The 11,865-nt window shown below is 32.2% G+C and carries 12 protein-coding genes and 1 pseudogene; all 13 read right to left on the bottom strand.

Annotated elements, in window-relative coordinates:
- Positions 1 to 9: 9 nt before the first annotated feature.
- The 13 genes and pseudogenes from PR809_RS17070 to PR809_RS17010 all read right to left on the bottom strand — a co-directional run bounded on the left by PR809_RS17070 (position 10) and on the right by PR809_RS17010 (position 11,553).
- The gene (locus PR809_RS17070) at positions 10 to 438 is read right to left on the bottom strand and encodes an arsenate reductase/protein-tyrosine-phosphatase family protein (RefSeq protein ID WP_014657219.1); all 429 of its coding nucleotides are present in this window, start codon (positions 436 to 438) and stop codon (positions 10 to 12) included.
- A 5-nt stretch (positions 439 to 443) separates the two neighbouring features.
- On the bottom strand, positions 444 to 1,589 hold the full coding sequence (locus PR809_RS17065; protein ID WP_193450906.1) for a polysaccharide export protein: 1,146 nt from the start codon (positions 1,587 to 1,589) through the stop codon (positions 444 to 446).
- A gap of 44 nt (positions 1,590 to 1,633) precedes the next feature.
- Positions 1,634 to 2,443: pseudogene (locus PR809_RS17060) on the bottom strand (NAD-dependent epimerase/dehydratase family protein); the annotation flags it as partial.
- A gap of 2 nt (positions 2,444 to 2,445) precedes the next feature.
- A protein-coding gene (locus PR809_RS17055) for an IS5 family transposase (RefSeq protein WP_272524583.1) occupies positions 2,446 to 3,250 on the bottom strand; the annotation gives its coding sequence in 2 pieces (ribosomal slippage) (positions 2,446 to 2,898 and positions 2,900 to 3,250; 804 coding nt in all).
- A gap of 22 nt (positions 3,251 to 3,272) precedes the next feature.
- The gene (locus PR809_RS17050; protein WP_272524582.1) at positions 3,273 to 3,452 is read right to left on the bottom strand and encodes a hypothetical protein; all 180 of its coding nucleotides are present in this window, start codon (positions 3,450 to 3,452) and stop codon (positions 3,273 to 3,275) included.
- A 3-nt stretch (positions 3,453 to 3,455) separates the two neighbouring features.
- Positions 3,456 to 4,202, bottom strand: coding sequence for a glycosyltransferase family 2 protein (locus tag PR809_RS17045; protein ID WP_272524581.1), 747 nt, complete (start codon positions 4,200 to 4,202; stop codon positions 3,456 to 3,458).
- Positions 4,203 to 4,248: 46 nt separating this feature from the next.
- Complete coding sequence (locus PR809_RS17040) at positions 4,249 to 5,400, bottom strand: glycosyltransferase (protein ID WP_272524580.1); 1,152 nt, start codon at positions 5,398 to 5,400, stop codon at positions 4,249 to 4,251.
- A 129-nt stretch (positions 5,401 to 5,529) separates the two neighbouring features.
- The gene (locus PR809_RS17035; RefSeq protein WP_272524579.1) at positions 5,530 to 6,435 is read right to left on the bottom strand and encodes a glycosyltransferase family 2 protein; all 906 of its coding nucleotides are present in this window, start codon (positions 6,433 to 6,435) and stop codon (positions 5,530 to 5,532) included.
- Positions 6,436 to 6,494: 59 nt separating this feature from the next.
- Positions 6,495 to 7,136, bottom strand: a complete 642-nt coding sequence (locus tag PR809_RS17030) for a LicD family protein (RefSeq protein ID WP_272524578.1) — start codon at positions 7,134 to 7,136, stop codon at positions 6,495 to 6,497.
- A 1-nt stretch (position 7,137) separates the two neighbouring features.
- Positions 7,138 to 8,373, bottom strand: coding sequence for an oligosaccharide flippase family protein (locus tag PR809_RS17025; RefSeq protein ID WP_272524577.1), 1,236 nt, complete (start codon positions 8,371 to 8,373; stop codon positions 7,138 to 7,140).
- Between the two features lie 2 nt (positions 8,374 to 8,375).
- Positions 8,376 to 8,765: a ParB N-terminal domain-containing protein gene (locus PR809_RS17020; protein WP_269723596.1), complete on the bottom strand. Its 390-nt coding sequence runs from the start codon at positions 8,763 to 8,765 to the stop codon at positions 8,376 to 8,378.
- Complete coding sequence (locus PR809_RS17015; protein WP_272524576.1) at positions 8,766 to 10,574, bottom strand: aminotransferase class I/II-fold pyridoxal phosphate-dependent enzyme; 1,809 nt, start codon at positions 10,572 to 10,574, stop codon at positions 8,766 to 8,768.
- A 13-nt stretch (positions 10,575 to 10,587) separates the two neighbouring features.
- Positions 10,588 to 11,553: a hypothetical protein gene (locus PR809_RS17010; RefSeq protein ID WP_272524575.1), complete on the bottom strand. Its 966-nt coding sequence runs from the start codon at positions 11,551 to 11,553 to the stop codon at positions 10,588 to 10,590.
- Positions 11,554 to 11,865: the final 312 nt, after the last annotated feature.

Raw genomic sequence — 11,865 nt, 5'->3', positions numbered from 1 at the left:
ATAGTAAAATTAAATTTTCCCTTGCCACTGTATAACGGCTTTTTCCATCAGTTGATAAACATGCTCGAACATTTCATCACTGCGTTTATGCGGATCTGGGATCTCGGTTTTATTTAGCCACTGGCCGAACAGCATGACTTTGCCACGCGTCTCGGGGAATTGTTGATGGATTCTATCAATATGGTCGTTTTCCATCACTAGGATTAAGTCTGCTTCTTTACATAATTCACTGGTTAAACGACGTGATTGATGACCATCTAAAGAGAGATTGTGGTTTTGTGCAATACGGATGGCGCTATCATAAGCGGGGCGATCCTCTTTGGCGATAATGCCTGCGGAGTGCACTTTTTTATCGGGGAAATGAGTTTGTAATAGGCGCTCCCCCGTGGGGGAGCGGCAAATATTCCCCATACAGACAACGAGAATATTATTAAACATATGGATTACCAGTCATGAATACGTTTAGTACCTTCGGTTAACTGATTATATGACGCGATGGTTGGTAGCAATTGGGTGATTAGGCGGTTCCAACGTACAACTGGAGCGGCAGTGACATAAACTAAGTCATAAGGTTGCAGTTTAAATTCCGTTCCCATCACCATGGCAGTGGCATCGGATAAATCTAACTGATAGACCGCCGCCATTTTTTTCGGCAGTAGGGCATCCAGCTCTTTATCACCTGAGGTTTGGTTTTTAATTGGACGGATGACAAATACGCCAGTTGCATTAGCGGTATTTTGATCTGTACCGCCTGCTTTACTCAGTGCCTCAGTAATACTCATGCCAGCACGGTCAATGGTTAGGGTGTTTGGCTGACCCACTTCGCCCATCACAAACACTTTTTGCCCGTCATTACGTGGTACATATAGTACATCACCCGGTAGCATCAGATGGTTTTGGGTTAGGTCGCCATACTGAACTAATGCTTGCAGTGAGATTTTTATCTCTTTGCCATTTCGGGTGAGTACGACATTGTCCCAATCGGCTTTTTCAGTCAGGCCGCCTGCATTATTAAAGGCCTCTAAAACCGTTAGCGGTACGTTAGTAATCGGTAATGTACCGGGTTTAGCCACTTCACCTGAAACATACATTTTCTGTGAGCGGAAGGCAGCAATGCTGACATCCACTTGTGGTGATTCGATATAAGTCGATAGACGGTTACTCACTAGATTACGGATTTCAGTGACCGTTTTACCAATGACTTTCACTTTACCGATATACGGATAGTAGATAGTACCATCGGAATGTACCCAGTTACCGGAGTCCGCGGCGCTACGGTAAGAGCCGGCAGGAATAGTTAACTCAGGGTGATCCCAGACAGTAATGGTTAATACATCACCCACACCAACACGGTATTCATAGGTTGCCAGTTGCTTCTCTAGGGTTGGGTTGGGTTTTGCAATAACTTGTGGGGTATACATCTCATCTAACAGTTTTGGCGAGATTGGGTAGATATCGACAAATTTAGAAATATCACGATCGCCAGTGTCGACGACATTTTTCCCCGAGGTAGACATATAAACACCAGGGGTAACAGTACAGCCAGTTAATGCTGTGAGCATGATTGCAATAACAGAAAGACGTTTCATAAACACTCGCGATCCCTTTGGCAAGATGATTAAAAATATTTTATTTATTTAAATTCATACTGAACAGTATTAGCAATCCCTTTCTCCAGTGTGACTGGCGGTGTGAAAGAGGTGTCAGCAATATAGTTTGACTTAAACTGTGTTCTAGCACAAAATTTTTTCACTCGAATACTGCTTACTGGAAATTCTTTACCTGTCAGTTTAGATAAGATATCGAAACAATACCCGCCCATAATACCGATAGGATAAGGAATACGAATATTAGATTTGGACTTACCTAAAGCATTACAAATGACGGTAGTTAGTTCATCCATCGTAAAATCTGGCTTATCAATATAGTTAAAAACGTGTTTACCTTCAGTGAAGGTAGTAGCGAAATGGATAAATACTGCAACGTTTTCAACATATGCCATCGATTTTTGGTTATTACCACCACCAATCATTAAAAAACGACCGGAAGCAATTTGACGGAATAGATTATAAACATTTCTACGATTATTCTCGCCAAATACCACCGTTGGACGAATAGTAACTAGTATATTGTCACTTGATTTAGCTTGCCAAGCATCATACGCATGTTCGGCTTGTAATTTTGATTTTCCATAATCATTAAATGGATGATATTCACCATCTTCACCAGTCTCTTTTTCTACAAATCCATAAACAGCAACAGAAGAGGTAAATACGATATGTTTAATACCAAGTTGTTCAGCAACATCACAGACATTTTTCGCTCCATCCACGTTTACTTCGTAGTATAGGCTAATAGGATGAACGTTATCTTTATGTTGGGCGGAAAGGTTAATGATTACATCACTTCCTTTTAATGGCTCAACAAGTGTTTCAGGTTTAGAACCTATCCCAATAGGATTTTATTCCAGACAATGATACCACAGGCAAAATGCAGCATCGCCTCATAATTCTCGACCTTCTTCTCCCAACAAGTCAGGACACGACGGTAGCGATTCATCCAACTGTGTGTTCTCTCTACAACCCAGCGGTGGGCCTTAAAATCCGTGTTTTTGATGGCTTCTGACTCATCCTTCCGTGACTGGATATGAGGTTCATAGCGACGACTTTTCAGATACGATCCCAACCATTCCGCTTCATACCCTTTGTCCATGCACAACCGGAGCCTCTTGCCCGGTCTGCCCGTCTGGAGGGCATCGAGCGTATCCGCAACCAGCTTTATGTCGTACGTATTTGCTCCAGCGACAATCAGTGTAAGCGGAAGCCCGTTCCCGTCAGTCATCAGACTGCGCTTTACGCCCCGTTTCCCTCGGTCTGTTGGGTTCCAGCCTGCTTTTTGAGCCTGCCAGCGGTGATTTGGTCATACAACCATCCATCGTCAGCCACGACCAGTCAATAGTGTCCAACTGTTCGCAAGCAAGCAACCCGTTTTGCCAGAAGCGTTCAAATACTCCAGCATCCCGCCACTCTTGAAATCGGCGATGAGCAGAGCTTGACGAGCATATACCGGTGGCATTCAGCGTATTCCACTGGCAACCTGTTCTAAGTACAAAGAAAATGGCGTTCATTGCAGCGCGATTATCAACTCTTTTGCGGTGAGTACCGAGCGGATGATTTGTTTTGTGTTCAGGGATGAGAGGAGCCATCTTCTCCCAGAGTCCATCACTGATTTGCCACTTGTTGCCCACCATGCTTCGCCCTCAGAAATTATCATTATGTATTATCTGACAATTCCTTTTGGGATAGGTTCTTAGTCACATCCCCAAACCCCCACTTTTCGGGGTGAGCTTCACTTTTTTGAATATCGACGATTTTAAAATCAATATTTTGGGATTTTAGTTGGTTAGATAGGCGAGTACCGATAAAACCAGAGCCACCGATGATTGTTAACATAGTTTATATTCTTTTTTTTAATGCATTTAATAAGTAATGTGAAAAGTAGTATAGTGATTTAGGGGTAGATAATTTCAGTTCATTTCTGTAAATTGACCATTGCCATTTTATTGCTTTAAATTTATTTGAAGAAAGAGAAGCATTAGAAATTCGATATTTAGCTAATGAGTCTTGAATACAATAAGCCTTTTGAGCAGATTTTAAGATAGCTAACCACATTAAATAATCCTCTGCTCCCGTTGATTTTTGAAAAAATTTGCCTAGTTTTTTAGCGCAATAAATTCCTGTAAGATTCCCTATAAAACATGAACGGAGTAAATCTTCATAGGTAATAACACGAGGTGAAATTCTTAATTTAGTCTTTCCATCAGATTTAAATGCTGAGTAGTTTGAACATACTAAATCCCACCCCGATTCTAATAATGTGATTTGCTTTTCTAATTTAGAGGGCTCCCATAAATCATCACTATCAAGAAAAGATATGTATTGACCTTTTGCTGCCATAATTCCTTTATTTCTAGAAGTAGCAACACCTTGGTTTAAATTTGATTTAATGAGTTTTATTCTATCATCTTGATACTCAGATATTATATTAATTGATTTATCTGTTGATGAATCATCAATGATTATTAATTCAAATTTGGTGTAAGTTTGAGCTAATACTGAGTTTATAGATTCAGATATATATTTTTCAGCATTATAACATGGCATTATAATTGAAACTAAACCATCAATTGCAGGAGATAACATTCTATGACCTAAGTATTAATTTATTAATATACTGGAAGTTATAATATTAAGAAAAAATTTTCTCTACGAAATCGCTTAACTTAAAGTTTCTGGCATATTGTTTTCCTAATAATGAGAGATTCTTTAATTCTTGTGGATTATCAAATGTCCATAGTATAGAGCTAAGCAAATCGATTTCAGAATTAATAGGAATTATTTTTCCACAACATGAACCATTGATGTTCATAACCTCATTAACATATCCGACATCTGTTGTAATACAAAATAATGATTGAGACATTGCTTCAAGAATGACTCGAGGGCCAGTTTCTGATGATGATGGATTGATAAAAACTTCATTAGAAGAATAAACTTCATTTAATTCATTTCCATTCGGTACTTCACCAAGTAGTGTGACTAACGAATTAAGTTTATTTGTATTTATTAAATTTATAAGACTTTTTTTTAATGGACCATCACCCACAATGGTTAAATGAAATTTTTTGCTTGGATAATAGTCATTAAGCTTTTTGAAAGTGTTAATTAATAATTCTAACCCTTTCCCTTCATACAAACGAGATACAGCAAGAAAATTAATTAGACCATCATATTTTATCTTAGAAGAAGTATGAGTTTGAAAGTCTTGTTCAGTTAATGAGCTTTCAATAAGTACTTTAGTTTTTTTTCTCAGGAAAAATGGAATATTATTAATTACTGAACATCCATTGCCAGACGAGTTACAAAAATATGCAGCTAAACAAGTAAGCATATATTCAGGATAGTATAAGAAAAAACGAATTAATCTAATTACAATACTCTTTGCTTTATTATTTAATATTACTTGAATTGGATTTGAAACAAAATGATAATTTATAATTTTATTTTTTTTAAAGAAAGCAAAGTACCAGCAAAATGGCTCTGGAGTTTTTATGTAAATTTTATTCTCAGCTTCACATAATTGATGTATAGCTTTGGTAATAGGAAAAAAAAATTTTAAACTTGATATATAATTTGAAAAGTTTGGTAATTCAATTAGATTACAAATTTCATTTGAGATAAAAACATCGTTATCTGTAATTTTTCTCGTTGTTGTTGTTGATAATAAAGTTAATTTACCATAGGTTTCATAAAATGATTTCAAGTACTTTGCATTGATCGCCGATAGATAAAAACCGTTATCAACAATTTTTACTGCCCAGCAACAGTATAAGCCAGCCATAATATCCTTCTTTGGTTATTTATCTAGTTAAGTGTGTTTTGTTATATGAACGAGAGTTGGATTATTTTGATAGAGATTAATATATAGAATCTTACATTTGTGTAATTTTTTATCATAAGAAGTAGATTACTATAGTTTAAATATTCTATTTAGCTCACTCATAAAACTATTAATAATAATTTTTTTAGGAGTCTTCTTTAGTATGGGTAATGTATTTTTAATTTGTAATCTTAATAATTTTCTCATGCATATTGAGGATATCCATTCTTGTTCATATTTGTTTAGTTGCTTAGGAAAGGATGTGAGTTCTTTACTGATCAATTCTTTATTTTTTTTATAATATAATGAAAATAAACGCGAACTATCATTTAATATTTCAACTCTTTTTTTTCTTGATAAAGAATCTGAGAGAAGTCTATACTGAAATAGTATATCATTTACATTTCCAAATCTTGCTCCTGCTTCATGCATATTCATCCATAATGCTAAATCTTCAGCATGCTTAAAACAGTTAGTTCCATATTTAATATTGTTTTGAGTCATGAAATTTTTTCTAATTAACACAGATGGATGTGCAAATGGTACGGTACTAGCTAAAGCGATATTTACCATTTGAGCATTTTTAGGTACAAGTACTAGTCCTGATATATCACCAACTTCATTTATTTCAAAGTAATGGCATCCACATATATCTAATTGGTTCTGCGTAATATAATCTAATTGTTTTTTTAATCTTGTTGGTAAAGAGATATCATCGGCATCCATTCTCGCGATAAATTGCCCTCTGGCCATCTCAATACCTTCATTTAGGCTATATATTAATCCTTTATTTTCTCTATTAATGATGTTGATACGGGAATCTTTAGCTGAAAATTCTTCCATGATTTTCAAAGAATCATCAGTAGAACCATCATTGACTAATATTAGCTCTAAATTAGTATGTGTTTGTGTTAATATAGAATTTATTGAATCAAATAGATAATCTTGTGCATTGTATACAGGTAATACTACTGATATTAATTCTTGATTTTCCATTGTTTATTTTCCATTTATTAAAATCTGTAGTTTAGTTTAATGATTAATAGTATATATGATTAATGTTTTATTTCTTTTCCAATACAGCCAGTTGGAATGGCAGAATTTTCCCCCTTCCATTTCTTATTGGGTATAATATAATCCTCCCCATAATAACTAATTAAGTGTGCTTTGTAATTTTTAGGTATATGCCATAGCTCATTTTCAAACTGTATTGTTTCAAATCCATTATATTTGTTATTAAATAAATATAGTTCTACACCACTTTTTTTCAAAATAGAGTCCTTCCATGTTAGCCCTTGAAATGGACGAAACACAGGGGTAGATATAATATCATTTTTTATAGAACAAAAAAATAAATCTACACTGATACCTTTAAAACTATAAGATTCTTCAATTATAATACCATCAACACTTATTTCTCGTGTTAATATAAATCCTTGCTTAATTATTTTATTTCGTAAATTTAAGTTCCATTCTTTTTGATTTATTCCGATGTCAAGATCGTAGTCATGCGATAGAATTGAACCTTGTCTTATCGCGCCTAATAATGTCCCATATTCCAACCAATATCCTATATTATTTATATTAAAAAAATCATGAAGGCGTTTTAGCATGGTTTTTTTATTGATTTTTAACATGAGTGATTTTTTAAAAAAAATCATATCATATTTTATTTTGCGTAAAAAATTAATTAACATATTATTCCTTAAGTAAGTTTTTATATTTTATACATTTTAAGGTTCTGTATAAACTAGTAATGAATGCATTCAATACAATAGCCCAACAAAGAGTACTTATAGTTACATATCCAAATTGGCTCATGAATAAAATAAATGTGATATAAAAAAATGCAGCAATATAGATACTATTATTAAAATCTTTCTTTCTATCTATAAGAACTAATGCACAGTTTCCTAAAAAATATGAAAATATATTTAATAAAGGTATAAAATACAATATTAATAAATAGGTATAAGATTTTGCCATATCATCTCCTGCGAATAAGATGATAAAATCCTCTCCAAACAAAAGCAATATAGGATATATTAGTAAATAAATAACTATTAAGTACTTAATAATTGAAAATGTTACGCCAAAGTTTTTTGTTCTTGCAATATAAGGATAGAGTACTTGATTTAGTAAATTTATAGGAATTAGTGCTAAATTAATTAGTTTTTCAGCTAGATCATAATAGGCAACCTGAGCAAATCCGATATAATTACCAATTAAATAAGTGTTTAATTTTAAAATTATAACGCCAATAGAACGAGATAATAAAAATGAATATGACTCTTTAATATCTTTCTTTATCCTTTTCAAGGATACTGGTATAAATTTCAATTTCAACTTAATGTTAAAAAACCATAATGATAATATTCCATTAATCAAAGAAGAAAAAACTAATGCTAGAGGGAATGAATAAAATCCAATAAAAGTATAAGAGCCTATAAATATTATTAACAACATGCATAATCTTGAAAAAAGGTTAATTAATGCTGCATATTTTATTTTTTCCAAACCAAGATATAACCATTGTGAAAATAAAGCTTCACCCAATACAATAAAGAATAAAATATTAGAAAGATAATAGTTTTCATTTAATTTGCTATTAAAACAAATGAAAATTTGGAATATTAAAAAAGATATTAAAACTAATAATAGTTTTATATAAGTTATACTACTATATATAATAGATAGTTTCTTCTTGCTATGAGCATTTTCTGATGCAATTCTAGTTCCATAAATATTGAAACCAAAATCAACAATTATAGACATAAGCATAATTATACTTTGAATAAAAATGACTAGTCCATAAGAATCTATACTGAATTTTCTAATTATGTATGGGTAATATATAAATGGAATTAATAACGTTACTATTTGTATAATACTCAAATAGGAAAAGTTACTGATTAATTTTTTTTTAATTGTCATCGTTAATATAAAAAAGATATAGGAATTGAAATTTCATCTGGATAAGGGTCAATAATATGCTTAGTAGTTTTATGTGGGAAAATTTTCTTATCTTTTATATAACTTTGTACAATACTTTTATTTATAACAAAGTCCTCTCTCCATGATATAACCTGCACCGAGGGTAGATTATAGTTTAGCATTACAGCAGGAACTCTTCTTAAACCTAATTTTTTAGCTACTTCAAATCGATGATGACCATCCATGATGGCATATGAGTTTTCTTCTAAGAGTAAAGGCACTCGCCAGAGTGCCTCCGCCTTGATTTTTTCTATAAGCCATTCAACACGTTCAGGTATATGTTCTTCAGTGATTTGAATGTTATCAATGTTAACTAATTCTAAACGATACACTTATACAACCTTAGACTCTATATCAAGTAAGCTATCTATTAAATATTGGTTATCAATAGTATTTCTAACAGCGAGCCGGACATATGATTGTCCATCGAATCCTTTTTTCTCTGAACAATCTTTTGCAAGAATATTATAGCCATTACAGAGCATTTCTATTAGCATACTTGATGAAATCAAGTTTACTTTGCATAAAATATAGTTCGCTTGGGAATTGATAGGTGTTAAAAGCTTATTTTTCTCTAACGCAGTAAACAATGAATTTCTTTCAACAATTATTTGATTACACGCTGATGAATATGTTTTTTCATATTTACCTATAATTTGAAAGAAAAACTCACCAAGAGAGTTTATATTCCACACAGGAATAGACTTTTTAATTGCAGAAATTAATTCAATATTAGAACTTGCTATAACTCCTAAGCGAATGCCTGGGACACCATAACTTTTGCTAATGCTTTTTATCACGATTAATCCTGAATACATATTAAGAATTTCTTCTTTCATCAATGTAGAGTTTAATCCATTTTCAGCAAAATCAACAAAACTTTCATCTACAATAAATGTTTTTTTATTTATTTTAAACCAATTAATTAGCTCCAGTAAATCTTTATATGGAATAAAATTTCCTGATGGATTATCAGGGTTTATAAGGATAACTCCATCATTTTCTTTAGCCAAATTAATAATGTCATTTTTATTATATGAGAAATTTGGGTTATTCAGTTTTTTAAGGGTTACAGATTTAAATCTTGATGAGTACTCCTCAAACGTTGGAATAAATAAACCTAGTTTTTCATTTTTATATTGTGCAAGTGTATCAATCAATTCTGCAGCTCCATTTCCTACAGCGATTTGATCTGGATTGCACTTGAACATTTTGGCTGCTAAAAGTGATTGTACATTAGCACCTGATGGGTATTCGCGCACTAGAGTGTCAAATGAGTTTTTCATTTCACCCATGAATGTTTTATTAGGAAAATATGGATTCACTAAATAGCAGAAATCAATAATATCATTATAACGCCAATAACCACCATAACGACGGGATAATAGACTTAATTTTTCTTTTTCTGGTGCAAAAATAACATTGGCATTATCAAGATCTTGAGCATCATCTATCTCATACCATTTTTCACCTTGTAATGGTAACGCTTTTAATTCTTGAGTTTCCAATAGTGTGATAACTCGTAATACTTGCTCGTAATACTCATTTTGACCTAATGCTTTTGAATAAGCCTCTAAAAAAGGCACATATGTATTTTCTAAAAACTCTTTAGAAAACTTATAAATATTTACTGTTTTATAATATAAATCACTTTTATTAAACTCAAAGTCTTTTTTAGGAACAAAATTAACAATATCAAAGTTATTATTGATTTCAACAACTGTTCCATCCATCCATGGTTGATATTTATCAACTACGGCAATATTTGGAAATTGATTTGATATTAGATTCTCTATGATTTTTTCTTCAAAAATCAAATCACTTTCTAATAGAATGGTATCGTCTTTTATTAATTCATCTTTGGCAAGGTATATTGAATATATATTGTTTGTTTTATCATATATATCATTATCAATATATATTATTTCTATTTCATTATACTGATTACCTAAGAATTTTTTTAAATTTTCTTTTTGGTAGCCAACAACAAGGATAATTCTACTAATATTATATTTTGATAGGATGTTTAAACAACGTTCAATTAACGTAACTTCATGTACAGATACCATACATTTAGTTTTGTCATTAGTATATTTACCTAAACGATTGCCCATTCCTGCAGCAGGTATTAAAACTTGCATATCTTTTCCTTAATTATTTTTCTAGCCAGAATTTTGTGTTAGGTACAGACATTGGAATTTCCTGACCTACATTATTAGCGATTGCTAATTTATGTATATTTTTTGCAATAAATAAATCATGTATAGATAACCCTATGTTATAGCATATTATCTTTTCTAATTGACTTTTCCTTCCAAGTTCTATAGGAGATTTTATATATGAGGCTGTTTCTATTGCTTTATTTTGAAATTTATTAAAGTGCTTGAATCCAGATACATGTCCTAAATCATCAACATAAATTTTATCGAAAAATAAATCACAGTTAGTAAAACCTCTGGTATGAATAGGAACAACTAGGCACCCATTCGAAAACTTATCATCACTACAAATATCGTTTTCAAAATAAGTTACAGATGAAATAATTATATCTGTATTTTCAACACATTCATCATATGTATTACATATAATATATTGGGTGCTTTGTGGGAGTAACTGTTTTGCAAATGCAATAAAATCTAAATGTTGGTTTTTATATTTTTTTACTTTAATAACTAAATCACGTTTATCATACATGCAGGAAAATATTTTTAATGTTGCCCTAGCTTGTATTCCAACTCCAATAAATGATATGGAGTTAAAGCCATTTTTGGCAAATGAAATAATTGAGTGTGTTGCTATAGCTCCTGTTCTCATTGCGGTGATAAAATTTCCATCCATGATGCATTCAAGGTTGCCGTTCTTTATATTATAAAGAAATATTTGACTATCTAACACGGGCGATCTATTTGGATATCTATTAACTATTTTTAAACCTGCACTTTCTTCTTTTAATAAAATAGAAGGCATAAAATTATAAAAAACTTCATCTTCAGGTTTTAAACTAATCTTAGGTGGCAGAATTGTGTCATTTTTTTGGCTAATAGATTGACATATCCAGCTATAAATTGTTTGTGGAGAGATATCTAGCTCCAATATATTTTCAAACGATAGTAGTTGCATAAGATAGCCTATGATTAGATTGTTTTAGGTAATAGCTACCGCACTGGGTTGTCGGGTTCCAGTGCACCATAAAATTCTATAAGCGTGCTTATTAATTGAAAGCATTCCGTTTTTACGTAGCAGCTCAATTAATAAGTATGCCTTATCATTCAGTGCCCTTCAAAAGGGCATGCATTTTCGCTGACTCAGTCAAGCGAAAGTCCCTAATAGTATCACTAAGAACCTATCCCAAAAGGGATTATCAGATAATACATAATGAGTAATTTCTTAAGGTGAAAATATGGCAGATAGCAGATCAGCGATGAACTCTCA

The sequence above is a fragment of the Providencia sp. PROV201 genome, from assembly GCF_028479545.1.
GTDB lineage: Bacteria > Pseudomonadota > Gammaproteobacteria > Enterobacterales > Enterobacteriaceae > Providencia > Providencia huaxiensis.
This window is presented reverse-complemented; position numbering and strand designations above follow the sequence as displayed.

What these genes read in the sequence shown, in the direction of transcription:
- PR809_RS17065 (WP_193450906.1), bottom strand. Translation starts at nt 1,589, where the DNA reads ATGAAACGTCTTTCTGTTATTGCAATCATGCTCACAGCATTAACTGGC.
- PR809_RS17025 (WP_272524577.1), bottom strand. Translation starts at nt 8,373, where the DNA reads ATGACAATTAAAAAAAAATTAATCAGTAACTTTTCCTATTTGAGTATT.
- PR809_RS17070 (WP_014657219.1), bottom strand. Translation starts at nt 438, where the DNA reads ATGTTTAATAATATTCTCGTTGTCTGTATGGGGAATATTTGCCGCTCC.
- PR809_RS17045 (WP_272524581.1), bottom strand. Translation starts at nt 4,202, where the DNA reads ATGTTATCTCCTGCAATTGATGGTTTAGTTTCAATTATAATGCCATGT.
- PR809_RS17015 (WP_272524576.1), bottom strand. Translation starts at nt 10,574, where the DNA reads ATGCAAGTTTTAATACCTGCTGCAGGAATGGGCAATCGTTTAGGTAAA.
- PR809_RS17030 (WP_272524578.1), bottom strand. Translation starts at nt 7,136, where the DNA reads ATGTTAATTAATTTTTTACGCAAAATAAAATATGATATGATTTTTTTT.
- PR809_RS17050 (WP_272524582.1), bottom strand. Translation starts at nt 3,452, where the DNA reads ATGTTAACAATCATCGGTGGCTCTGGTTTTATCGGTACTCGCCTATCT.
- PR809_RS17010 (WP_272524575.1), bottom strand. Translation starts at nt 11,553, where the DNA reads ATGCAACTACTATCGTTTGAAAATATATTGGAGCTAGATATCTCTCCA.
- PR809_RS17040 (WP_272524580.1), bottom strand. Translation starts at nt 5,400, where the DNA reads ATGGCTGGCTTATACTGTTGCTGGGCAGTAAAAATTGTTGATAACGGT.
- PR809_RS17035 (WP_272524579.1), bottom strand. Translation starts at nt 6,435, where the DNA reads ATGGAAAATCAAGAATTAATATCAGTAGTATTACCTGTATACAATGCA.